At 60.5% G+C, this 24,380-nt stretch carries 22 protein-coding genes; 17 read left to right on the top strand and 5 right to left on the bottom strand.

Features of this window, described 5'->3' with window-relative positions; genetic code table 11:
- Positions 1–21: 21 nt before the first annotated feature.
- From ACFQDI_RS07950 to ACFQDI_RS07920, 7 genes are all read left to right on the top strand, one after another.
- The gene (locus tag ACFQDI_RS07950; RefSeq protein WP_377165211.1) at positions 22–594 is read left to right on the top strand and encodes a hypothetical protein; all 573 of its coding nucleotides are present in this window, start codon (positions 22–24) and stop codon (positions 592–594) included.
- Between the two features lies 1 nt (position 595).
- Entirely contained in the window at positions 596–1,288 is a 693-nt protein-coding gene (locus ACFQDI_RS07945; protein WP_377165209.1) for an HAD family hydrolase, read from the top strand.
- A gap of 6 nt (positions 1,289–1,294) precedes the next feature.
- Complete coding sequence (locus ACFQDI_RS07940) at positions 1,295–2,221, top strand: cation diffusion facilitator family transporter (RefSeq protein ID WP_377165207.1); 927 nt, start codon at positions 1,295–1,297, stop codon at positions 2,219–2,221.
- The gene (locus ACFQDI_RS07935) at positions 2,218–2,988 is read left to right on the top strand and encodes a biotin--[acetyl-CoA-carboxylase] ligase (protein ID WP_377165205.1); all 771 of its coding nucleotides are present in this window, start codon (positions 2,218–2,220) and stop codon (positions 2,986–2,988) included. The genes ACFQDI_RS07940 and ACFQDI_RS07935 overlap by 4 nt, the downstream gene beginning before the upstream one ends.
- Positions 2,989–3,032: 44 nt before the next feature.
- Positions 3,033–4,784, top strand: a complete 1,752-nt coding sequence (argS, locus tag ACFQDI_RS07930) for an arginine--tRNA ligase (protein ID WP_377165203.1) — start codon at positions 3,033–3,035, stop codon at positions 4,782–4,784.
- A gap of 61 nt (positions 4,785–4,845) precedes the next feature.
- Positions 4,846–6,084 (top strand): hypothetical protein, encoded by a 1,239-nt coding sequence (locus ACFQDI_RS07925; protein WP_377165201.1) that lies wholly within the window; start codon positions 4,846–4,848, stop codon positions 6,082–6,084.
- Positions 6,085–6,127: 43 nt separating this feature from the next.
- The gene (locus tag ACFQDI_RS07920) at positions 6,128–7,315 is read left to right on the top strand and encodes a DegT/DnrJ/EryC1/StrS family aminotransferase (protein WP_377165199.1); all 1,188 of its coding nucleotides are present in this window, start codon (positions 6,128–6,130) and stop codon (positions 7,313–7,315) included.
- Positions 7,316–7,411: 96 nt separating this feature from the next.
- Here the strand turns inward: ACFQDI_RS07920 and ACFQDI_RS07915 are convergent, their stop codons facing one another.
- From ACFQDI_RS07915 to ACFQDI_RS07905, 3 genes are all read right to left on the bottom strand, one after another.
- Positions 7,412–8,341 carry a tetratricopeptide repeat protein gene (locus ACFQDI_RS07915; protein WP_377165197.1) on the bottom strand — a complete coding sequence of 310 codons (930 nt, stop codon included), beginning with the start codon at positions 8,339–8,341 and terminating at the stop codon, positions 7,412–7,414.
- Positions 8,342–8,467: 126 nt separating this feature from the next.
- Entirely contained in the window at positions 8,468–9,448 is a 981-nt protein-coding gene (cysK, locus tag ACFQDI_RS07910; RefSeq protein ID WP_377165195.1) for a cysteine synthase A, read from the bottom strand.
- A gap of 60 nt (positions 9,449–9,508) precedes the next feature.
- Positions 9,509–10,675: a pyridoxal phosphate-dependent aminotransferase gene (locus ACFQDI_RS07905; RefSeq protein WP_377165193.1), complete on the bottom strand. Its 1,167-nt coding sequence runs from the start codon at positions 10,673–10,675 to the stop codon at positions 9,509–9,511.
- 138 nt (positions 10,676–10,813) lie between these two features.
- On the opposite strand from ACFQDI_RS07905, the gene ACFQDI_RS07900 reads away from it, so the two are divergent.
- The 9 genes from ACFQDI_RS07900 (at position 10,814) to ACFQDI_RS07860 (ending at position 21,462) form a co-directional block, all read left to right on the top strand.
- A complete protein-coding gene (locus ACFQDI_RS07900; protein ID WP_377165191.1) occupies positions 10,814–12,055 on the top strand; it encodes an RsmB/NOP family class I SAM-dependent RNA methyltransferase in 1,242 nt (413 codons plus the stop codon).
- Between the two features lie 74 nt (positions 12,056–12,129).
- Positions 12,130–12,972, top strand: coding sequence for a sugar phosphate isomerase/epimerase family protein (locus ACFQDI_RS07895; RefSeq protein WP_377165189.1), 843 nt, complete (start codon positions 12,130–12,132; stop codon positions 12,970–12,972).
- Positions 12,973–12,976: 4 nt separating this feature from the next.
- Positions 12,977–15,115: a spermine/spermidine synthase domain-containing protein gene (locus ACFQDI_RS07890; protein WP_377165187.1), complete on the top strand. Its 2,139-nt coding sequence runs from the start codon at positions 12,977–12,979 to the stop codon at positions 15,113–15,115.
- 42 nt (positions 15,116–15,157) lie between these two features.
- Positions 15,158–15,418, top strand: coding sequence for an acyl carrier protein (locus ACFQDI_RS07885; protein WP_377165185.1), 261 nt, complete (start codon positions 15,158–15,160; stop codon positions 15,416–15,418).
- Positions 15,415–16,758, top strand: coding sequence for a hypothetical protein (locus ACFQDI_RS07880; RefSeq protein WP_377165182.1), 1,344 nt, complete (start codon positions 15,415–15,417; stop codon positions 16,756–16,758). Before ACFQDI_RS07885 ends, ACFQDI_RS07880 begins: the two co-directional genes overlap by 4 nt.
- A 7-nt stretch (positions 16,759–16,765) precedes the next feature.
- Complete coding sequence (locus ACFQDI_RS07875; RefSeq protein WP_377165179.1) at positions 16,766–18,043, top strand: FAD-dependent oxidoreductase; 1,278 nt, start codon at positions 16,766–16,768, stop codon at positions 18,041–18,043.
- Positions 18,040–19,410 carry a class I adenylate-forming enzyme family protein gene (locus tag ACFQDI_RS07870; protein ID WP_377165177.1) on the top strand — a complete coding sequence of 457 codons (1,371 nt, stop codon included), beginning with the start codon at positions 18,040–18,042 and terminating at the stop codon, positions 19,408–19,410. Before ACFQDI_RS07875 ends, ACFQDI_RS07870 begins: the two co-directional genes overlap by 4 nt.
- Positions 19,411–19,413: 3 nt before the next feature.
- A complete protein-coding gene (locus ACFQDI_RS07865; protein ID WP_377165174.1) occupies positions 19,414–20,703 on the top strand; it encodes an NAD(P)/FAD-dependent oxidoreductase in 1,290 nt (429 codons plus the stop codon).
- 51 nt (positions 20,704–20,754) lie between these two features.
- The gene (locus ACFQDI_RS07860; RefSeq protein ID WP_377165172.1) at positions 20,755–21,462 is read left to right on the top strand and encodes a CAAX prenyl protease-related protein; all 708 of its coding nucleotides are present in this window, start codon (positions 20,755–20,757) and stop codon (positions 21,460–21,462) included.
- Here ACFQDI_RS07860 and lpxD read toward each other — a convergent pair whose 3' ends face one another.
- Both lpxD and ACFQDI_RS07850 read right to left on the bottom strand, forming a co-directional pair.
- Positions 21,463–22,500 carry a UDP-3-O-(3-hydroxymyristoyl)glucosamine N-acyltransferase gene (gene lpxD / locus ACFQDI_RS07855; protein ID WP_377165170.1) on the bottom strand — a complete coding sequence of 346 codons (1,038 nt, stop codon included), beginning with the start codon at positions 22,498–22,500 and terminating at the stop codon, positions 21,463–21,465. It abuts the gene before it with no gap.
- A 74-nt stretch (positions 22,501–22,574) separates the two neighbouring features.
- Positions 22,575–23,897, bottom strand: a complete 1,323-nt coding sequence (locus ACFQDI_RS07850) for a homoserine dehydrogenase (RefSeq protein WP_377165167.1) — start codon at positions 23,895–23,897, stop codon at positions 22,575–22,577.
- Between ACFQDI_RS07850 and ACFQDI_RS07845 the strand changes: the two genes are divergently transcribed.
- Positions 23,821–24,336: a PEP-CTERM sorting domain-containing protein gene (locus ACFQDI_RS07845; protein WP_377165165.1), complete on the top strand. Its 516-nt coding sequence runs from the start codon at positions 23,821–23,823 to the stop codon at positions 24,334–24,336. The two genes, ACFQDI_RS07850 and ACFQDI_RS07845, sit on opposite strands and share 77 nt — an antisense overlap.
- The last annotated feature ends 44 nt before the right edge of the window (positions 24,337–24,380 follow it).

The following is a 24,380-nucleotide window of genomic DNA, read 5'->3' as shown; positions in this document are numbered from 1 at the left end:
TCCCAACCCCAAACCAAAATCATGCAGACCTGGCTCATTTACGCTCTCCTCACCGTGCTCTCCTGGGGCGTTTACGGAGTCATTCTTCACGCGGCGCGCTCCAAAATGCCGATGGGGGCTGAGACGCCGAATGCCAGCCTGAAGGCCTTCCTCTTTGTCTGCATCGCGTATGCGATCATTGGCGTCGTGACGGCAGTCGTGCTGAAGGCCCGTGGCACCAACTGGAGCTTTACGGGAGAGACCGGCAATGGCATCCCCCTCAGTCTGGTGGCCGGCATGGCAGGGGCGCTGGGTGCGCTGACCCTGGTCCTCGCCCTGGGTGCTGCAGCCACTCCGATCATCAAAGGTGGTGGCGGCTTCGGTGTCGCTGCTGCTGCTGCAGTCATGCCTATTGTCTTTGCCGGCGCACCGGTGATCAACACCATCACCGCGATGCTCATGCATCCACCGGAAGGCGGCTTCAAGTCACTGCCGGTCCCCTTCATCCTTGGCTGCCTGATGGCTGCCAGCGGAGCCTTCCTGGTGGCCAAGTACGCCCCGTCCAACACCGGTGGCGCCGCCCACAAGCCCGCCGCAGCCTCCAAGCCTCATTGAGATGGCAAGACTGCTACTTTTCGACATCGACGGCACTTTGATCGACAGCAACGGTGCTGGTGGTGCGGCTATTCTGGACGCTGCCGAGGAGCACTTCGGCATTCAGCGTGAGCAGCTGCCGCCGCTGCAGCTGGCCGGTGCCACCGATCCTGCGATTGCGATGGATGTGTTTGGCCACATGAACCGCAGCCACACGCCCGAGGAGGTGACTGCGTTTCTCGACCGCTACCTGTCACATCTCCAGCGCCGCCTGCAGGCGGAGGATTTCAGCGGCCACACCCTGCCGGGAGTGAATGATCTGCTGCTGGCCCTGCGCGGTGAAAGCGAGGCCCATCTGGGCCTGCTCACCGGCAATGTGAAACGCGGCGCGGTCATCAAGCTCTCCCGCCATGGGATCTACGATCACTTCATCGAAGGCGGTTTTGGAAGCGACCACCATGACCGCAACCAGCTGGGCCCGGTGGCGCTGCAACGCATGCAGGAGGCCACCGGTACGACCTATGACATCAGCGATGTCATCGTGATTGGAGACACCCCGAAGGACATCCGCTGCGCCGAAGCCTTTGGTGCCAAGTGCCTCGCGGTGGCGACCGGCCAGTATTCTCATGCCGAGCTCAGTGCCCTGAATCCCTGGCGCTGCGTCGAATCGTTTGCCGATGTGCCAGCAACTGTCGAGCTGCTGCTCCGAGACTGACCTTTCATGAGCACAACCTCAGACGCCACGCGTGCCATGCGGCTTTCGCTCGCCGTGGGGTTCCTGATGCTTGTGCTCAAAATGGGGGCCTATGTGCTGACCGGCTCGGCGGCGATCCTCGGAGATGCGGCGGAGTCGGTCGTCCACGTGGCCGCCGTGATGTTTGCGACGTTCAGCCTGGGCCTGCTGCACAAGCCTGCGGACACAGACCATCCCTACGGCCACAGCAAGATCGCGTTTTTTTCCGCCGGTATCGAAGGGGGGCTCATTATCCTGGCAGCCCTTTTCATCATTTATGAGTCAGTGCGGCGCCTGCTGCTGCATCTGCCTCCTGCAAACCTGGATCAGGGGCTGACTCTCACCGCGCTGACGATTGTGATCAATGCCGCACTCGGCGCGTATCTCATCCGAACAGGAAAAAAGCAGGGCTCGCTGATCCTTGAATCCAACGGCAAGCATGTGCTGACGGACGTCTGGACAAGCCTGGGGGCCATCATCGGCCTGGGGCTCGTGGCGCTGACAGGGTGGCACAGCTGGGACTCGATCTGCGGGCTCCTCATGGCAGCCAACATCATCTGGACCGGGTATGGCCTCATGCGCCAGAGCATCGGCGGGCTCATGGATACGGCCGATCCAGAACTCAATGCCGCACTGGATGCGGCACTGCGCCGCGAGACGGAGAAACACGGCCTCCATTTTCATGCGTTACGCCACCGGGATGCCGGTGAAATGCACTATGTGGAGGTTCATCTGCTGTTTGACGATGACATCATGCTGCGAGACGCACACCGAATCGCAACCGAGATCGAAAACGCCGTGCAGGCCAGTGTGGCAAATCCGGTGCTGATCACCACTCACCTCGAATGCCAGGGAGACCATGATGAGCTGCACCAGCACGGAGAGGCAAGTGACCCACATCGGATACGCGCATGATCCCGCTCGATGGCAGCATGCTGCAGGACGAAACGGTGCCATGGGACATCACCGTGCTGCAAGAAGTGGGCTCCACGAGTGACTGGCTCAAACAGAATGCCGAGACCCTGCCTGCGGGCACCGTGGTCTTCGCGGAGTCTCAAACAGCAGGCCGTGGCCGCCGGGAGAACCGCTGGATCGCCCCACGTGGCAAAGACCTGATGTTTTCCCTGCTCATGAAGCCTGCGGCAGGCATGGAGAAATGGCCACGCATCACCACGCTGGCGGCGCTGGCCATCTGCAAGGCCATCGAGGCCGAGCTGCCGCTGCAGCCGCTCATCAAATGGCCGAATGACATCTATCTGAAAGACCGCAAGATCAGCGGTTTGCTGGCGGAGACCGTCTCCACCCGTGAGGGGATGAAAATCGTGCTGGGCATAGGCTTGAATGTTAACACGCTGGATTTCCCAAGTGAGATCTGCGCCACCTCACTGCTGCAGCAACTGCAGCCGGCTGCGCTCCGCGAGATAGACCGCAACTCTCTTGCAAGCCGTCTTTTGGCCTGCCTTCATGCTGAGTTTCAGGAAATTGAAGACGGTTTCAGCGCTGCCGTCTCTGAAGTGAGAAAGCGCAGCTGGCTGATCGGCCGCCAGATCCGGGCCCGGGCACCCCATGGTGAGGTTTTTGGCCGCGTGCTGGATTTGAACGAGGAGGGGCACCTCATTCTTGAATTTCCAGATGGAAGCTCCCACACGCTGACAAGCGCCGACGAGGTCAGGCGGATCTAATTCCGCGTTCGACTTTTGCCATTCGGCATTCAAAATGCGCGCCCATGTTTCGCGCCCTCCTCACGTCCCGTCTCCAGGCAGCTTTCTCGGCCGCCGGCATTGATCTGCCTGAAGGTTTCACCCCAGGTGTCGTCATCGCATCCGACACACGTTTTGGCGACTACCAAAGCAATGCGGCGATGATTCTGGCCAAGCAGCTCAAGACAAACCCACGTGCGCTGGCAGAACAGATCAAGGCGGCGCTGCAGGTGGAGGACCTGTGTGAGAAAGTGACGGTGGACGGCCCCGGCTTCCTGAACCTGACGCTCAGCGCCGCCGCACTGGCGGAGAGGCTCTCCGTGATCGTGAAAGATGACCATGTGGGCGTGCCGCCGGTGGCGCAGGCAAAGACCATCGTGGTGGATTTTTCCGCACCAAACATCGCCAAACCGATGCATGTGGGCCACATCCGCAGCACCTTCATTGGCGACTCGCTGGCCCGTGTGGCGCGCTTTATCGGCCACAAGGTCATCACCGACAACCACGTCGGCGACTGGGGCACGCAGTTCGGCATGATCATACACGGCTGGAAGACGCAGCTCGATCAGGAGAAGCTCAAGGCGGACCCGATCCATGAACTCGTCAGCGTTTACAAAGCCGTCAACGCCGCCGCGAAAGCGGATGAAGCCGTGCTCGAAATCTGCAAAGGCGAACTCGTGAAGCTCCAGCAGGGCGACGCCGAAAACCTCGGCATCTGGAAGGAATGCGTGCGTCTCACGCTCGAACAGCTCGAAAAAGTCTACGGCGCGCTCGACATCAAGTTCGACTATTACCTCGGTGAGAGCTTCTACAATGACGCCCTGGCTCCGCTGGTGGCCGACATGCTGAACCAGGGCATCGCCACCATCAGCGATGGCGCTACGGTGGTCTTCAGCGACGGCAGCGTGAAGCCGGAAAACGATCCATTCCTGATCCGTGAGAAAGACGAGTGGAAGGCCGCGCCCTGCATCATCCGCAAGGGCGACGGCGGCTTTCTCTACGCCACCACCGATCTCGCCACCATCGACTACCGCGTGAAGGAATGGAAGGCGGACGAAATCTGGTACGTCGTCGGCGCCCCGCAGCAGTTGCACTTCCGCCAGGTGTTCGCCGCCGCGCAGCGCCGTGGTGTGACCACCAAGATGATCCACATCGCCTTTGGCAGCATCCTGGGACCAGACGGCAAGATGTTCAAGACACGCAGCGGCGAGACCGTGGGCCTGCTGGAGGTGATTGATGAAGCCATCGAGCGCGCCCGCGCTGCTGCTGATGAAAAGGAGCAGGGGCTGAGCGATGCTGAGAAAGACGAGATTGCCCGCATCATCGGCGGTGGCTCCGTCAAATACGCCGAGCTCAGCCAGAACCGTCTCACCGATTACAAGTTTAGCTGGGACAAAATGCTGTCCCTGCAAGGCAACACCGCCCCCTACCTCATCAACGCCTACGTGCGCACGCGCAGCATCTTCCGCAAGCTGGATGGAGCTGTCACGCTGACAGACGATCTCGCCATCACGGAGCCTGCTGAGCGTGCCCTCGCGATGAAGCTGGCGCAGTTTGCAGAGAACTCCCACGACATCCTCGACGACCACCGCCCGAACCTGCTGGCCAACTATCTCTACGAGCTGGCATCTGCCTACCATGCCTTCTTTGAAGCCTGCAATGTGCTGCGCTCCGAAGGCACCGTGCGCAACACCCGCCTGACGCTCTGCGAAGCCACCGGCCGTGTGCTCAAGACCGGTCTCGGACTGCTGGGCATCCAGACGACGGAGCGGATGTAGAGCTGTACCGTGAGAGTGAAAATTTGGAAGAAGCGGTCTTTAGCGGGAGTTTCCGCAAGCCATGCGCCTCTTCGTTTTTTTCCTTTGCCTCAGCCTGGCCGTCACAGCCCCTGCTGTTGAAGACCTTGCTTTTGAAGGCGCTGCCGGTTTCGGAGCCTGCGCCAAGGGGGGCAAAGGCGGCAGAGTCATCGAAGTCAGCCGGCTGGACGACGATTTGAAAAACCCAGCCGAGGGTTCCTTCCGCTGGGCGGTGATGCAGAAGGGACCACGGATGGTGAAGTTTCGTGTGGCGGGCACGATCATGCTGCAAGATGCCGTGGAGATCCGGGAGCCGTTCATCACCATTGATGGCGGCGATGCACCAGGGATGGGCGTGTGCCTGCGTGGCGGATCGCTGGAGTTCAAAGACACGCACGACATCATCGTGAGAAACATCCGCGTGCGACTGGGGGATGAAACGACGAAGCGCAAAAACCGTGAACGAAACCTCAAGCGGCCGGAGCACTCCAATGCGCTGGACTGCATAGGCCTGACACGCTGCCGGGATGCGATCATCGACCACGTCTCCACCTCCTGGAGCTGCGATGAACTTTTCAGCGTGGTGCACTGCCAGAATGTGACGGTGCAGTGGTGCCTGCTGGCCGAGCCGCTGAGCAATCCCGAGCTGCATCCCTATGGCGACAACCACGCCTTCTGCTTCAACTCCAGCGCGGACACCCTGAGCGTACACCATTGCCTCTTTGCGCGCTACGTAATGCGGGGGCCGCAGTTTGAGGCCAACGACATGCGCAAAGGCGATGACTACGCGGTGCAGATGGAAGCGGTAAACAATGTGATGTTTGACTACCAGAAGTCGGGCTCCCGCTACACCACGGGCATCGAAGACCACAAGAACGAGGCAACGCCAAAGGGTTATGCCTTCCAGTTCATCGGCAATGTGTATCTTGGCGATCCAAAGCGGCCCGCCATCGAGGCGGTGATGAAGCATGGGGTGCATGCAGGTGTGCATGCCTTTGTGGATGATCGAAAGCAGGTGGGTCTCAGCGACACCAAGGGGCGTGAAAACCTCATGGAGGACGCCCTGAAGCAGCTGCAGGAGACACCCGTCTTCACCTCCCCTGCCCCAATCCCGAAGCAGAGCGCAGACGAGGTGCTAAGCCGTGTGCTGGAGAGCGCCGGATGCTCGCACGCCCGAGATGCGGCGGACCAGCGTGTGATCATCAGCGTGAGGGAGAGAAGATTTCAGCCGGTGGTACGCTCTCAAAATGACGTGGGCGGCTGGCCAAAGCTCGACGAATAAGGAATCGCTGGCACATTCGGCATTCGTCATTCATTGATTCGCCATGCCCGTCCCACTTCTCGACGTCAACGCCCAGAACCTGCCCCTAGAATCCGAACTCCAGGCCGCCTTCACGCAGGTGCTGCATCATGGCAGATTCATCATGGGGCCTGAGATGGAGACGTTTGAAAAGGAGGTCGCTGAGATGGTGGGGGTGAAGCATGCGCTGTCCGTCTCCTCCGGCACGGATGCGCTGCTGCTGGCGCTCATGGCGCTGGACATCAAGGCCGGTGACGAGGTGTTGTGCCCGGCCTTTACCTTTTTTGCCACGGCGGGAGCGGTATCGCGCCTCGGTGCCGTGCCGGTTTTCACCGACGTGTGCCCCATCTGTTTCAACCTGGATGTGAACGACGCACGGAAAAAGATCACCGAAAAGACCCGGGCCATCATTCCAGTGCATCTCTTTGGCCAGTGTGCCGACATGATTCCCATCCTGGCCCTGGCCAAGGAACATGGACTGAAGGTCATCGAAGACGCGGCGCAGTCCATCGGTGCCAAATATCGTGGGACCAGCAGCGGCACGATGGGAGACTTTGGCACCTACAGCTTCTTCCCCAGCAAGAATCTCGGCGGCTTTGGCGACGGTGGCATGCTGGTGACGAATGACGACGCACTGGCCGAGTACGCCCGTGTGCTGCGCGTGCACGGCGGCAAGCCGAAGTACTACCACCACTACGTGGGTGGAAATTTCCGCATGGACACGCTGCAATGCGCCCTGCTGAGCGTGAAGCTGAAACGATATGCGCAATACACGGCCGACCGCCAGCGCAATGCAGCGCACTACATCGAGGCGCTTTCAAAACTGCCCGGCGTGGTGCAGGCGGATCCTACGCACTGCAAGTGTGTGAGCACGCAAGACACCTGGCTGAGCGCACAGCATGCCAAGATCGTGCTGCCCGTGAGCTACGCGCACAACGAGCACATCTGGAACCAGTTCACCATCCGCGTACTTGGCGGACAACGCGACTCCCTGCGCGACCACCTCGTGGCCAAAAAGATCGGCTGTGACATCTACTATCCCGTCACGCTGGATCAGCAGAAGTGCTTTGCCGATCTTCCTGCCGCATCGCTCTCAGGCTGCGAAGTCTCCCACCGGGTGGCGGGAGAGGTGCTAAGCATCCCGATTTACGGCGAGCTCACAGAGACGCAGCGCGAAGAAGTGATCGCTGCCATCGGAGAGTGGCTGGCCTGAAACTGAAAAAAGAAACGACGGACATCACTGTCCGTCGTTGCTGGAGGGTTGGGATGAAAAATAAGCCAGGCAGCGGGCCATTCAAGAGCCCGTGCGCTACTGTTTTGGAGCTTCCGGGGCTGCAGGCGTCGGCGCGGGTGCTGGAGCAGCAGCAGCAGCAGACGGAGGAGTCGGTGCGGGTGTCGCAGGTGCGGGTGTCGCAGGTGCGGGGACCGCAGGTTCCGTCTTGGGCGCTGGTGCAGGTGTGGTCGGGGCAGATGGGATGGCAGGCGCTGCTGGAGGCGCGATGGTGGCACCAATGCCACCGCTGCTTGGCGCTGTCAGCTTGAGCCCCGGAATTCCAGGTGCCGCAGAGGGCTTCGCCTCCACTTTTGGCGCTGGTGGAGGATCGACTTCCTTGGTTGGAAGCGATGCTGCAATCCAGCCCAGGCGAGTCTGGCTGATGGCCTGGTATTCAGCCATATCAGGGAACTTCACGGAAAGTTCTTCGTAAGCCTTCTTGGCCTCGTCCGCCTTGCCCTGAGCCCAGAGCAGGTCACCGAGACGCACCTGGGCCATGGGGGCCGCCTCAGTGGAACCGAATTCACTGACGATGCGCTCAAACACCGCCTGAGCCTCTTTGCTTTCGCCCATGGCGTCCAGCTTGGAACCAAGACCGAGGAGAGCAAAAACCGCGAGGGGGTGACCGGCATCCTTGGTGGTGAACTCCTTGAGCGCCTCCACAGCGGAAGACTTTTTGTTTTGCTCCCAAAGGAGATCGGCCTTGAGCAGGAGCGCATTAGCGGCGGCATTGGTGCCGGCGTAGCGTGACATGACGAGATCACAGTCTTCCACTGTCTTAGCCCCAGTGAAGGCCTCGGCGGCCTCCTTGGCTTTCATTTTGTTCTGCTGATGGATCAGGCCAAAGGCACCAAGCCCCACCAGCACGAGGATGAAAAGCCAGATGATCTTGCGGATGTTGTCCTCCAAGAACTTTTCCATGCCGGTGGCCGGGAGCACTTGAGAGGTAGAATCGAGTTGGGACATAACAGGGTGGTTGGAAAATCGGGAGGTGGGCTCAAAAATAACGAATGACGAAGGATGGCCCCGCTGATCTCACAATGGGAGGCACGTGACCGTTCGTCATTCGCTGCTCTTTGTTCATCAGGGAGCTCAGGCCCCTACTTTGGCGCGGGCTTCATCTGCAAGCGCGGTGGAGAGATAACGCTCGCCAGTGGAGCAGGCGACAGTCACGATGAGCTTGCCTGCATTTTCCGGACGCTTGGCGATTTCGATGGCAGCGCAGACATTGGCACCGGTGCTGATGCCAACCAGGATGCCTTCTTCCTTGGCCAGACGTCGGGCCATGGCAAAGGCGTCGTCATTGCTGACCTTGACACACTCAGTGATCTGCGCGTTGCCAGCGCTGTCTTTGAGGTGCAGGTTTGCGGGGACGAAGCCGGCGCCTGTTCCCTGAATTTTATGCGGACCCGGCTGCACGGGCTGGCCGGCAAGGGTCTGATTGATGACCGGGGAGGCGTCTGGCTCAACCGCGATGGCCTGGAAGGTGGGCTTGCGAGGCTTGATGACCTCCGTCACACCCGTGATGGTGCCACCCGTGCCGACTGCGGCCACAAGGATGTCGATCTTGCCGTCCGTGTCCGCCCAAAGCTCTTCGGCGGTGGTTTTCGAGTGGATGGCCGGATTGGCAGGATTTTCAAACTGCTGCGGCATCCAGGCATTTGGCGTGCTGGCCACGATTTCGGTGGCCTTGGCGATGGCGCCTTTCATCCCCTGAGCACCAGGAGTGAGCACGAGCTCTGCACCGAGCAGCGCCAGGAGCGTGCGGCGCTCCAGGGACATCGTTTCAGGCATGGTGAGGATCAGCTTGTAGCCCTTCGCAGCGGCCACAAAGGCGAGCGCGATGCCGGTGTTGCCACTGGTGGGCTCCACAATGACGGTGTCAGGGGTGAGAATGCCGCGCTTCTCAGCATCCTCAATCATGGCCATGCCGATACGATCCTTCACGCTGCCGAGAGGATTGAAGAACTCACACTTCAAAGCGATCGTGGCGTTCAGTCCTGCGGTGACTTTGTTGAGCTTCACCAGCGGTGTTTTACCAACGGTTTCGACGATGTTGTTGTAGATGCCCATGATGTTTGGAGGTTAGCTGTGGAGGGACGGAGCAGGCCTTTTGTGTGACCGCTGAGAGAGTTAGTGCTGGTTGCAGAATTCTTCGAAGCGGTCCATGCCGGCGTTGATCACGTCCAGGCCGGTAGCGTAGCTGAAGCGCACGGTATGCTCGGCACCAAAGGCGACGCCGGGAACGATGGCGACCTTCTGCTTGCTGAGAAGCTTTTCGCAGAAGTTGACGCTCTTGATCTGCGTGGGTTCGATGTCCACCAGGAAGTAGAAGGCACCCATTGGCTCGACCACGCGCACGTTCTTGATGTTGTTCAGGCGGCCCAGCATGTATTGGCGGCGCACGTCGAACTCATCGCGCATGTCGCTGACGATCTGCTGATCCATCTGCAGGGCGGCCAGGGCTCCATACTGGGCGAAGCTGGTCGGATTGCTGGTGGTGTGGCTCTGGATGGTGTCGATGGCGTCGGCGATCTTCTTGGGAGCAGCCGTGTAGCCGAGGCGCCAGCCGGTCATGGCGTAGGCCTTGGAGAAACCGTTGATGGTGATGGTGTGGTCGTAGATCTCCTTGCTCAGGGAGGCGATGCTGACGTGCTCGTTGCCGCCATAGACCAGCTTTTCGTAGATTTCGTCAGAGAGGATGATGATGCCTTCACCCACAGCGATCTCGGCCAGAGCAGTGAGCTCCTCACGGGAGTAGATGGAGCCGGTCGGGTTGCCGGGGGTGTTGAGGATGATCATCTTCGTCATCGGAGACATGGCGTCTTCGAACTCTTCCGGAGTCAGCTTCCAGCCGTTTTCGCGCTTGGTCTCGACGATCACCGGGATGCCGCCGACGATGCGCACCATTTCAGGATAGCTGGTCCAGTAGGGAGCGGGAATGATGACTTCATCGCCAGGATTGACGCATGCGAGAATGGCGTTGTAGCAGGAGTGCTTGGCACCGCAGTTGACGCTGATCTGGGAAGGCTCGTACTGGACGTTGTTGTCCACCATCAGCTTGGCGGCGATGGATTCGCGCAGCTCGAGGATGCCGGCGCTTTCGGTGTAGCGGGTTTTGCCGGAGTTCAGGGCTTCGACGGCGGCAGCGATGATGGGGGCTGGGGTGTTAAAGTCCGGCTCACCGGCACCAAAGCTGAGCACGTCCACACCCTGCTTCTTCAATGCCTTCGCCTGGGCGGTGATGGAAAGGGTCATTGAAGGAGCGACTTCGGCGATGTTCTTGGCAATAAAATCCATGGTCTAGGGTGGTTGGGCGTGTGAAAATGGCGGGGGGTTGTCTATAAAGGCGGGGGCGGGAAGTTTGTCAATCATTCCTCCCACTGGGGGCAAAGGGCGGCTTGTGTCCTGCGCCACACCGCCTTAGTCGTGCCGCTTATGAGCCTACGCCCCCCATCAGCCTCCTCCCGTCCACCAGCCGTCCCCATCCGAGGCATGGCGCTCGATGTGCTGGGCGAATGGGCCAAAGGCGAGCGCTTCGCCGCTGATCTCTTGGATTACATCCAGCGCGAAAACGGACTCAGCCAGCCCGACGCCGCCTTTTTGCGGGATATCGTGCTCACCACCCTGCGCAATCTCTCCCTGCTGGACCACTGGATCGACGTGATCACGGAGGGCAAGCACCTCGACCACCGCAGTCGCTGGGGCCTGCGCATCGGGCTGTGTCAGGTGTTGATTCTCAAGGTTTCAGAGTATGCAGCCGTGAATGAGACCGTGGCAGCCACCGGCCGTGCTCGCAGCCTCATCAATGCCGTGCTGCGCCGTGCCTGCCGCGAATCGGAGGAACTGCTGGCCATGGTGCCCGCACTGCCGCTAGAGACGCGCACCTCCCACCCAAAATGGCTCATCGAGCACTGGCTGGGCCTGTTCGGGGAAGCCAAAACCACCGCCCTCTGCGAGTGGAACCAAGTCCCCGCCCCCATGTGTGCCCGGGTGAACCACCTGCACCCGGAGAATGCCTCTGCCAGCGACGACTTCATCGTCTGCGAGCAACTGCCGCGCGAGGATTTGGGCGCAGGAAAAGTTTACATGCAGGACCCCAGCACCGCCCTGGCCCCGCGTCTGCTCGCTCCGCAGCCCGGCCAGCGCGTGCTGGACGCCTGCGCCGCTCCAGGCGGCAAGACCGCCCTCCTGGCACAGCTCATGGAAAACAAGGGCGAGATCATCGCCTGCGACGTCTCACCGGGTCGCCTGCGGCGGCTGGAGGGAAACCTGTACCGCCTGCACGTCGCCAATGCCCAGATCGAGCAGCATGACTGGGCGGAGCCACAGCCTCCCCCCTTCGCCGCAGCAGGCTTTGACCGCATCCTGCTCGATGTCCCCTGCTCCAACACCGGCGTCATGCGCCGCCGCGTGGATGTGCGCTGGCGTTTAACGCCCGAGGACATCACCGCCCAGGTGGAAACTCAGACGCTGCTGCTCAAAAATTGCCTGCGCGTCCTCAAGCCCGGCGGCATCCTCGTTTACAGCACCTGCAGCATTGAACCTGCGGAAAACGAGCAGCTCGTCGCCAGCGTCCTCGAAACCACGCCCGGCTACGAACTCGTCACCACACGCCACAGCTTTCCGCCCGAGGATCAGATGGACGGGGCCTTTGCGGCGGCGATCCGGCGGGTTTGAAGGCAGGAGCCCTGCGTGATTTCACCGGGATTTCATTTGGATACCTGCCGAGCGCCTGCGAACATTCTCGACCCATGAAACTCACATCACTCCTTCTCGCACTTACGTTCGCGGCACCCCTCTTTGCCGCTGATGCGCCGAATGCCGCCGGCCTGCAGCTCTACAGCCTGCGCAGCCAGTTCAAGCTGCGTGGTGTGCCGTGGACGCTGGACCGTGTGAAGGAGTTTGGCATCAAGGAAGTGGAGCTGGCGGGCACCTATGACCTGACTGTAGAGCAGTTCAAATCAGAGCTGGAACAGCGCGGCCTCAAGGCTGTGAGCAGCCACTTTCCGTATGCGCGTTACAAAAACGATCTCGACAATGTGGTGAAGGAAGCGAAGACGCTGGGGCTCAAATATGCGGGCTGTGCGTGGATCGACCACAAGGACAAGTTTGATGAAGCGGAGTGCCGGGAGGCCATCGCCGTCTTCAACAAAGCAGGTGAGGCACTGGCAAAAGAGGGCATCACGATGTTTTACCACGCCCACGGCTTTGAATTCGAGCCCTACGGAGACGGCACACTGCTGGATCTCTTCCTGCGCGAAACGAAACCCGAGTTTGTCTCCATGCAGATGGACATCCTGTGGATCATTTTCCCCGGCCAGGATCCGGTGAAGCTGCTGGAAAAATACAGCAGCCGCTGGAAGCTCATGCACCTCAAGGATCTGAAAAAGGGCGTGGCCACCGGCTTCCTCACCGGCAAGACGGACGTGGAAAATGATGTCACCCTCGGCACCGGCCAGATGGACTGGGGCTCCATCTTTGCCGCCGCCCGCAAGAACGGCGTGCAGCACTACTTCATCGAGGATGAGTCCTCCACTTCGCTGGAGCAGATTCCCGGCAGTCTGAAATTCCTGCGCGCCAACGGCTTCGAGTGATCCCATGCCAAGCCGCCTTCACGCCATGGTACTGCATGGCGTCTTCATCCTTTCAGGCATCTCGGCGCTGATCTACCAGCTCGTCTGGCAGCGTGCGCTGCTGACGATCTACGGCAGCAACGTCGAATCTGTGGCGATGGTCGTGGCGGCGTTTCTTGCGGGGCTCGGCATGGGCAGCATCGTGGGCGGCTGGGTTTCGAAATCCGCGCGCGCACCGCTGGTGCTGCTGTTTGGCCTCGCGGAACTGGGCGTGGGCGGCTATGGGCTCATCTCGCTGAAGTTGTTCGATGCGGTGGGCGCATTGACTTCGGCGCAGGCACACGGCCTCACCACGGGCACCCTCGTCTTCCTTCTGGTGTTTCTGCCGACGCTGCTGATGGGAGCCACGCTGCCCATGCTGGTGGCGCAGCAGGTGCGCAATACCGCCCATGTGGGCATGAGCGTAAGCCGGCTCTACTTTGTGAACACGCTCGGCGCGGCGCTGGGAGCCTTCATTGCCGCGCGCTGGCTCCTTGGCAGCTATGGCATGAGCGGCACCACACGCATCGCCGCCAGCCTGAATGCCGCCGCAGCACTGATTGTACTGCTCGCTTTGAGAAAGCCTGCCGCAGAGTCCGCAGACCAGGCAAAGGAACCTGCGGCCATTGCGGGATGCGAGATCCCTTTCCGAACCGCCTTGCTTTGGTCTGCATGCTCCGGCTTTCTGGCGCTCTCCTGGGAGATCATCTGGTCACGGGTCTTCAACTTTGCCAGCGCCTCCAAGGCCCCGGTGTTTGGCTACATGCTCGGCAGCTACCTGTTCGGTCTCGCGCTGGGGTCATTGTTGAGTCCTCAAGTGCTGGCTCAAGCCGGCAAGCTGCGAGCCAGGCTGGCATGCTGGGTGATGTTTTCGAGCGTCATGGGATTCATCGTGGCACCTCTCACCGCCATCTTTGCCAGGCAGCTGTTCTGGGAGTGCGGCTATGTGTGTGTCGTCATCGCAGGAGCGCTGATCGGCCTCACCTTTCCCCTGCTGTGCCACGCAGCGATTCCTCCCGGACAAAACACCGGCAGCCAGCTTTCACGGCTCTATCTCGCCAACATCATCGGTTCTGGCGCAGGCAGCCTGCTCACGGGCTTTCTTTTCATGGAATGGATGAGCCTGCACCTGCTCAGCGTCCTGCTGCTCGGCCTCTCGTGGGTGTGGGCGGAGGTCATCGGGCGTTTTGCACTACCCAAGCAACAGCGCTGGCTGCCGCTGTGCCTGATGTCAGTCAGCCTCAGTCCGTTTCAAAGCTTCTACGAGCGCCTGCAGTACAAGCACGAATTCGCCCACGGCATGCACTTCGCCCAGACCATCGAGTCACGCCATGGCGTCATCACGGTGGACACCAGCGGCGCGGTTTACGGCAACGGCGCCTACGATGGCATGATCGGCACCAGGCTGGAGCCAAAATCCTGGCTTGTGCGCCCCTACTTTCTTTCGGCCGTGCAGGACCGTATCGAAAACGTGCTTGTCATCGGAGTGGCCAGCGGATCCTGGACGCAGATTCTGGTCAACCATCCGCAGGTAAAAAAGGTAACCGCCATCGAGCTCAGCCATGGCTACCTGGATCTCATCCGAGCACGCCCGGAAGTTTCCGGCCTGCTCAGCAATCCCAAACTCGAACTCGTCATCGATGATGGACGCCGCTGGTTGCGCCAGCACCCGGAGGCGCAGTTTGATGCGATTGTGATGAACACCACGCATCACTGGCGGGAGTTTGCCTCAGCCCTGCTCTCGCGTGAGTTTTTGACGGAGGTGAAAGCCCACCTGAAGCCTGAGGGCATCGCCTTTTGGAACTGCACCGAGTCCCCGCGTGCGGCACGCACGGGCATGGAGGTGTTTCCGCATACGATGATGATCATGAACCACTGCCTGGCCAGCAACGCCCCGCTTGAGCCCAGCCGTGAGCGCTGGAAGAAAGTTCTGGCGGCTTATCAAATCGACGGCCAGCCGGTCGTCGCAGCGGAGCAAATCGAAGGCGTGCTCGACTTCCTCAAGAATGAAGCCCTTCCCGTCCCCGGCGACATGTGGCATTGGTGCCGCCGCCCGGCCATGCAAGCCGCCTGGGGAAGCGCAGAGATCATCACCGATGACAATCTGGGCCATGAGTATCCTTGAGCTGTGATTTGCATTCCCCTTCCACTCAGCACATAAACACACATGCCAGACACCGTCGCAATCACCCCCGGCACGATGATTGAACTCGTGCGTGAAACCGTCCTGCCAGATCTGCCTGCTGATTTCAGCGTGGGGGCCGATCTGTTTGAAGCCGGGCTCGATTCCATGGGTGTGATGCAACTGGTGATGTATCTCGAAGAGCGGTTTGGCAAAAAGGTGGAGCCAGCCGAACTCAGTCGCGCCAATTTTCGCAGCGGCCTTGCCATGGTGGCGCTGGTAAAAGGACAAGCGTCAGGCGCATGAGCACACGCACCCCGTCCATTCCCCAGTTCCCGATCTCTGGCACCGACGGCTTTGTCGTGGCGCTCGATCACCTCGCACGATCAGCGGATGGTCGCGGGCTGGATGCTTTGAGTGAGATCCAGCTGAGCGGGCAGCCGGACGAAGAACGCCTGCGCTGGCTGGCGGCAGAACTGCCCAAGCGCCTGCCCCTGCTGCATGCCACGCTGCGCAAAGACGGCCTGTTTGGCGTGCCTTACTGGGAATGCTCCGGAGAGGCGGCTCCCGTCCCCATCGAGTTTCATCGGACCAGCGGCGTTGAGGGGGCTGAAAAATCGGTGGTCGAGTCCATCTCCGCCCTTCGAAGATTGCGCATGCAGGGGCATAGGCGCACCACCCTCGGCCCGCCGCACATTCGCTTGGATGTGGTCCGCACCAGCAATGTCACCTGGACGATCTTGATGAACTGGTCGCACCTGCTGCTGGACGGCACGGGAGTGGAGCTGCTTTTCAAGCACATGAACGAGCTGTGGCTGGACCCGCAGGCTGAGTCACCACGGCAGCCGGTGGTGCACAATGACAAGCCATGGTGGAAGCTGTTTCAGGAAAGCGAGAGCTGCAGCAAACACCTCATGAACCTGGGTGCCGAGCCTTTCGTATCCGCAAGCCGTGGCAAAGCCGTCTCCGGGCGCCGCTGCTGCTTTTGGGAGACCTTTTCCAAGGAGGACACGGCACGCATCAGACTCACACTCGGCAGGATCGGCGGTGACATGATGCGCACCTTTTTCTATGCGGGTCTCGCGGCGCGCTGCCACCAGGCCGTGTTTCACGCCCGGGGGCACTCCGATCTCACGTACGCGGTGACCATGCCGGTGCAGCAGCGTCCGAAAGACAGCGCCGGACGCACGGCGATCTTCCAAAACCACATGTCGATGTTCTTCTTCATTCTGAAGGATGCCGACCTTGCTGATCTGGCCACGGCGAGCAAGGTGCTCATGAAGCAGCACATGGAGCACCTCAAACTCAAACGGCATCTGTCCTTCAACTCGCTGCAGTTGCTGATGCGCGGCATGCCGGGCAAAACGATGCTGGACATGGTCAGGCTTGCGCAGCGGGGAGAGATCTCCTCCTGCTACCATGCCTACACTGGCAGCTTTGGCGAAGGGATGACCACATTCTGCGGGGGGGACATTATCAACGCCATCCACCTGCCCACGGTCAACGCCCCGCCGGGCAGCGGACTGTTTGTCTCCGAATGCCAGGACCAGCTCACGGTGACGGTGAGTTATCTGGACTCCTGCCTCAGCGAAACTGAGACAGAGCTGATGCGTGAGCGCTGGCGTTCTGATCTTCTCGGTGAATGATGCGGCCATGAATCCCGACGTTCTCATCATCGGCGGCGGCAGTGCAGGCGTGGCGGCAGCCCTGGCGGCGGCCCGTCGGGGCGCGGACACGCTGCTGGTGGAGCGCCACGGCTTTCTGGGCGGCGCAGGCACGGCTTCGCTCGTGCATTCGTTCTGCGGTCTCTATGATCTGCCGCCAACACCGGATGCTCGGCCACATGTTGCCAATCCGGGCCTCCCGGCGGAGCTGGAACGGGAGCTTCTGGCGCGGGGCATCGGCCACGGCCCGCTAAGGATGGGCAGGGTGGATGTGCTGATGCACCAGCCGCAGCTTCTAGCCCTGTTCTACGACCAGTGGTGCCAAAAAGAACCCCGCCTGCAGGTGCTGCTGCACACCGAAGTCACAGCGGGCACAGTGGAAGGGAGGCGAGCTGCCGAGGTGACTTTGCAATGCCGTGGCACGACCTGGAAGCTGCGCCCGCGAACTCTCGTCGATGCGAGCGGCGATGCCGTGCTCGCCTCACTGACAAACCAGCCGTGGGACAGCACTCCAGCCCAGGAGCTGCAACGCCCTGCCTACATTGTGGGCCTCGGCGATGTGGACACGCCGTCCCTGCAAGGCGACGGCCCCTTGAAAATCGCCGGGTGTCTCGCCAGGGCGATTCGTGAGAAAAAGCTGCCTGCGGCCGCTGCGGGAGCGCACTTTCGCGCCAGCGCCGCCCCGAACGAAGTTTTCCTGACGCTTGATCTGCATGGAGACTCACCGGAATGCGTCTTTGATGCGACGGATGCCCGGAGTTTGACCTGGATCGAAATGCAGGGGCGTGAAGTGACGGCCGCCATCGTGGCACATTTGAAAGCGGAGCTCGAAGGCTTTGCCAGAGCACGCATCACGACCCTGCCTGTGCGGGCCGGTATTCGTGAAAGCAAAAGGTGGATCGGGGAGGCGGTTCTGACGGAGGAGGACATCCTTGAAAGCCGGAGCAGCACGCAAGCCGTTGCCAATGCGACCTGGCCCATCGAACTGCGTGAAACGGCACGTGGACCGCGGCTGATCTACCCCAAGGAGCCGAAAGCCTGCGACATTCCCCTGGGGGCATTGCGTGCGCGTGATTTGCAGAATGTGTTCGTCGCAGGGCGCTGCCTTTCAGCCACGCATCGGGCGCAGGCGAGCACGCGCGTCATGGGCACAGCCCTGGCCACCGGACAGGCCGCCGGCATCGCCGCCACTTTAACTGAACAAGACACCGCCAGCCTGGCATTGCAGGTGCGTGACGTTTTGAGCCAACTGGAACACTCCAAGTGAACATCGTCGATCTTATCTTTGACCGCAGCATCGCCACTCACTCCGCCGTGATCAGCCCGGAGCTGCAGCTCACCTTTGGTGAACTGAAAGCGCGCATGCAGGGCTGTGCGCAAAGCCTGAGTGAAGATGCCAGCTGGCCAAAGAAACAGCGTCCGCGCATCGGCCTCAATGCGCCGAGCGGTGCGGATTACATCGTGGTGGCGCTGGCCATTCTGCAGCAGAACGCCTGCTTTGTTCCGATTCCCGCCGAGCTGACGGGCAGCGAGCGTGCGCAGCTTGCCAAGGCGACTGCGCTGGACGCCATCGTGCATGCAGAGAATGCGCAGAAGTGGCACATCGAAACGATGACGCACGATGCACCGCCTGCATTTGATGAGGCGGCTCTGGCAGCCCTGAACCCCGCCTTCATCCGCTTCAGCAGCGGCACCACAGGCACATCAAAGGGCATCGTCATTTCGCATGAAACGCTGCTGGCGCGCATCACCGCGGCAAATGAAGGTCTCTGCATCGGACCCCAGGACCGAGTGCTCTGGGTGCTGCCCATGGCGCATCATTTCGCAGTCTCGATTGTTCTCTATCTCTACCATGGAGCCACCACGATCCTGGCTCCTGCGAGCGACCCCAAAGTGATGCTGCAGATGATGCAGGAGCATGGCGCGACGGTGATGTATGGCTCGCCCTACCACTATACCATGCTCTCCGGCCAGCCGGACGCAGGCAGACTCGGATCTCTGCGCCTGGCGGTTTCCACCGCGTTTGCGCTGACCGATGAGGTGGCGGAGCTTTTTGCCAGCAAAACGGGGCTGCACCTCACCCAGGGAATGGGCATCATCGAAGCCGGGCTGCCCATCCTGAACCTGGCCCATGCCAAAGACCGGCCCACCTCTATCGGCAAGCCGCTGCCAGCGTTTGAAGTAAAACTGGAAGACGGAGAACTCATGCTGCGCGGCCCGGGTGTCTTCGATGCATATCTGACTCCATGGCAGCCGCGTGAGTCGGTTTTGCGCAACGGCTGGTTTGCCACAGGGGACATTGCTGAAACAGATGCGGATGGCTGCTTGTACCTGCGCGGCCGTGTGCGCAGCGTGATCAATGTAGGCGGACTGAAGTGCTTCCCTGAAGAGGTGGAGGCCGTGCTGTGCGGACATCCCGGCGTCAAGGCGGCCCGGGTTACCGCCCGTGCACACCCTGCGCTGGGGGCCATGCCGTCGGCGGAAATCATCCCTCATAACACCGAGTCCCCCCCTCCTGTGATTGAATTGAGAAAGCTTTGCCAGGAGCGACTCTCCGCCTACAAAGTTCCGCTGTTCTATACCTTCGTGACAGAACTGCCGCTGACCGCCAGCGGCAAACTCCGCCGCTATTGACTCATGAGCTCAACTCCACGCATAGCCATCCTAGGTGCAGGTCCAGCTGGCAGCGCGCTCGCTGCCATGCTTGCCCGTCAGGGCATCCAGTCGCTTGTTTTCGATGATGAGAAGCGTCCTGCCATGCTGGTGGGAGAGTCTCTGATCCCGGGCATCGTGGCGATCCTGCAGCGCATGGGCATCGAGGACAAGGTGGCCGCCATCTCCCAGTTCAAACCCGGAGCCAGCTTCATCCACCACCGCGGCACACAGATGCATTTTGATTTCCGCACCGTGGCGGGCCGCCTGCCGGCCTACGCCTACAACGTGCCACGTCCGGCTTTTGACGACGTGATCAAAACACACGCCCAGTCATTGGGGGTGCGTTTCGTGAAACATCGTGCCGGTCTGCTGGCCCATCCGGGGGGAAGTCCTGAACTGACGCTGGATGCAGCGGCGCTCGCCGCCGGCGGGTATGAAAATGGCAGCAAGCCGGATCTCATCATCGACTGCAGCGGCCGCACACGGACCTCCGCACGGCTGCTTGGCATCGGGGCGGAAACCGGACCGCGCAGGGACACGGCACATTTTGCGCATTTCACCGGCATTGAGCACCCCTACCCCGCAGGACAGATTGTGATCACCTACCATCCATGGGGCTGGAGCTGGCGCATTCCGCTGCCAGATTCTTTGAGCTTCGGGATCGTGATGCACCCCAAATCGCTGCCGGAATTCGGGGCCAATGCCGAGGAAAGGCTCGACCGGGTGCTAGCCACTGACCCCGCCTTGTCCGCTCTGACTTCAAATCGCAAGCGTGTCAGCGACACCTACACCTACACGAATTACCAGCTCATATCCGACCGGGCACACGGCCCTGGCTGGGTGTCTGCAGGAGACGCTTTTGGCTTTGTTGACCCCATGCTTTCCCCCGGGGTTTTTCTGGCGCTGGATGCTGCGGAGTCCCTCAGCGCCATGTTTGCGCGGCAGGGTGAAAAGCTGCTCGATCAGCCAGAACGGCTGCTCAAGGAGCTGGGCCGCTATGAAAAACGCCAGCGTGCCTGGCATGAGGCCTGGCACGAGTTGATCGAGTATTTTTATGATGGCCGCATTGTGGCCTTCTATGAGCGCGGCATGCAGCTCAAGAAGGACTACCCGGGAAGATTCAGCAACATGATGGAGAGCATCAGCTCCCGGACGCTGGCGCTCATGGCTTCGGGAGCCAGCACCCTCTCGACATGCAGCCGGATGTATCTCAAGGGCTGCTCCAGATGGCTGCTGAACCGCGAACGCGCGAAGGAACTGGCGCTGCCCTAACCGCCTGGCCTGATGTTTGCACGTCTGCGCTCCTCATCCACAGCAGCCTATGTGCTGCCCCTGCTGCTGTTCACACTGCTGAATGCCGTCCCGGGCATGTTCCGCGTCGCCAACTCAGAGCTGCCTTGGCATGTGCGTGCGCCGGAGCACTGGGCCTACCCGCTGCAGACGGTGCTCTGTGCTGCAGTGCTGTTGTTTTTTCGCCAGCACTACGCATTCAGGCCATGGCGCGGCATGGGCCTGGCTTTTGCCCTGGGAGTCGCCGGCATCGCCATCTGGGTAGCGCCGTCTTTGCTGAGAGAGCAACTGATCCGGCAGGGACACGAACCCGCAGCATGGTGGGTGTGGCTCGGGCTTGCCGAACGTCTAAAGGGTTTTGACCCTATGATTGCGCAGGATTCACCGCTCTGGTTCAGCCTTGCTGTGGGCATGCGCCTAGCCCGAATGGTGCTGGTGGTGCCCTTTGTCGAAGAGCTGTTCTGGCGCGGATTTTTGATGCGCTATCTGCTGACGGAAGACGGCCGGTTTGAGCGTGTCCCCTTCGGCAAACATCGCTGGAAGATGTTCTGGATCGTCACGCTCGCCGTGATGCTGATTCACAATACTGAGGACTATTTCGGCGCCTTCGTCTGGGGCTCCCTGATGTACTTCGTGGCGGTGCGCACCAAGAGCCTGGGCGCATGCGTGTTTATGCACGCGATTGGCAATCTGGCCCTGGGCCTCTACGTGCTGAAGACGCACCAGTGGGGATTTTGGTGATCAGGCCTCCCTTTGGGCGGCAAGCTGCGCCTCCAGCTCCTTGACCCTCGCCACCAGCTGCGGCAGGCGGTTGATGCTGGCCAGCCTGCGTTTTTCCTCCCCTGCCGGTATGGCGGGAAATCCCAGATAAGTCTGGCCGGCCGGCAGGTCACGCGTCACGCCGCTACGTGCGGCCAGCGTGCTTTGGGAGCCCACGTGCACATGCCCGGCAATCCCCACCTGGGCGGCGATCACCACGTAGTCGCCAATGATCGCACTACCGGCGATGGCGGTGCAGGCGACAATGATGCAATGCTTTCCGATCACCACATTGTGACCTATCTGGACGAGGTTGTCGATCTTGGTCCCCGCTCCGATCCAGGTGCGGCCGAACCGCGCACGATCCACTGTGCTGCCCGCCCCGATCTCCACATCATTGTCAATCTGCACGATGCCGGCCTGGCGGACCTTGCGGTGGCGCCCCTGACTGAATTCATATCCAAAGCCGTCGGCCCCGATGACGACACCGGAATGCAGAAACACCCCGTCACCCAAAAGACATTCGGCATGAACCGTGACATTTGCATGGAGCTTGGAGCCTTTGCCAATGATCACATTCCGGCCCACAAAACTGCCGGGGCCGATCTCAACTTCATTCCCCAGCTCCACCCCTGACTCGATCACGGCATTGGCGCCGATGGCAACACGCTCCGGGTCAAATTTAACATTGGGAGCCACCACTGCTGAGGGATGCACTCCAGGGGCAAACGGCTCGGGCTGAAATCCATAGGCCTCGACGATCTGCTCAAAGGAACGTGAAGGGTCAGAGACCTCGATGCAGGAGGTGTTCGGCGGAAAGTCCCGCCACCCCAAAGGCACTAGCACGGCGCTGGCCTGGGTTTTGACCAGTTTTTCGTTGTACCGAGAATCGTGGAAAAAGCTCAGATCGCCGGCCATGGCTTCTTTCAGGGATGCAAAGCCGGTGATCTGATCTGTGGGGTCACCGCACAAAATTGTGCCTCCGACGAGATTTGCTAGGTTGGAGAGCGCGATTTTCATGTCCGGCACCATCTCATCTCTAGAGCCTCATTCCACGCCAATCTTCAACCGCGCTGCGATTGTTTCTCAAATTCCTAGCCCTGCAATGTTTCCACACGCATCCAGCTAGGCTCTCCGCGCACGCACTTGAGCTGACTTATGGCGGCCAGAGCCGCTTTCATGTCTCCGAGACGTGCGTCGTGTATCATCAGCACCAGTGAAGTTTCACCGCTGGTGTCTTCGAGATCTTCCGGCTGAATCATCGAGGAAATACCAATGCCACGCTCACCAAGCGCGGTGGCGACCTGGGCCAGCACTCCTGGCACGTCGTCAACGGTCAGCCGCAAATAATAATGTGAAACAGTGTCATCCACGGGCTTTGACTTGCCGTAAAGACCATGCGGTACAAAGCCGCTGTGACGGGCGCCATGCATCAAAACAGCTGCGGCTTCACAGAGATCGCTGATCACGCTGCTGCTGGTCGGATCCTGGCCGGCGCCGCGCCCGTAAAACAGTGTCTCGCCCACGACATCTCCGTTAACGAGCACCGCGTTGAATGCACCGCTGACGCTGGCAAGCACATGAGAGAGCGGCACCAGGGAGGGCTGGGTCCGAACCTCAACGAGGCCGTTTTCATCCGCACGGATGACCGAGAGAAGCTTGATCGTGTAGCCCAGCCGTGCGGCAAAGCGGAAGTCCGTGATATTGACGCGGTCCACGCCTTCCACGTGCACCTTGTCCTGCGGAATCCAGAATCCATAGCTCAATGAGGCCAGAATGATCGCCTTATGCGCTGCATCCCAGCCGCTCACATCCAGCGTGGGGTCAGCCTCGGCATAGCCCTTGTCCTGGGCCTCCTGCAGGGCATCCGCATAGCTTAGCCCGGCCTGAGACATCCGGGTGAGGATGTAATTGCAAGTGCCGTTGATGATGCCGTGGATTGAACGGATGTGATTTCCCACCAGCCCCTCCTGCAGCACCTGGATGATCGGGATGCCGCCGGCGACAGCAGCCTCAAAATAAATCGGCACACCGCATTCCTCGGCCAGCGCGAACAGTTCCTTCCCGCGCTCGGCCAGCAGGGCTTTGTTGCCGGTCACGACAATCTTTTTGGCCCTCAGGGCCGCAGCCACCATGTCGTAGGCCGTGGAGGTGCCGCCAATGAGTTCGACGATCACGGGAATCTCCGGATCGCTAACCAGGTCCCTCCAGTCGGTGGTGAGCATTTCGGCAGGCACCGAGACATCCCTTGGTCGGGAGAGGTCGCGCACGGCCACTTTGGAGACTTGGAGCGTCGCCCCAGTGCGCTGGGTGATCAAAGAACGGTTCTTTTTCAGATTCTTGAACACTCCCGCCCCCACATTGCCTAAACCGGCTAAACCTATGTTAATGACACGAGGGGAGCTGACGTTGGACATGATGAATGATTTGCCGGAATTGAGGGGCAGTAGTCATGGCGGAGACGCGTGTCGGGTGCAAGCAAGAAGGCTAGCGTTGATAAACCCAATAAAAAACCTAGGTGAAACCAACCAATCTGCTGAAAATGAGAATTCTGGGGCAATGTTGGCACAAGAAAAACCTTGTTCTCCTAAAGGAGATCCTGGTAGAGTTGTGATTAAATACATGACTTTCCGTTCCTTTAGCTACTGGCTCGCTTGCAGCATCGCTGCCGCCATAGCTGTGGGTGCGACAGAGCCTGAAAGGGGCTCAGTATTGGAAAGCAGCCTGGCCGAGACTACCCTCAGCACCGTGCACACTGTGCCTGAACCCAGCCGTGCACTTCTGCTCTTTGCAGGCATCATGGCCATGGCATTCACCTACCGCCATGCCTGGGTGAGTTGGAAGCGCAGTGCCTAGCAAAGAAGCACTCAGCCCCGGACGGATGGGCGGTTTTGATTCGA

The organism is Prosthecobacter fluviatilis (genome assembly GCF_042655725.1).
Lineage (GTDB): Bacteria > Verrucomicrobiota > Verrucomicrobiia > Verrucomicrobiales > Verrucomicrobiaceae > Prosthecobacter > Prosthecobacter fluviatilis.
Note: the sequence above shows the minus strand (reverse complement) of the source record. Positions and strands in the feature narration are given on the sequence as shown.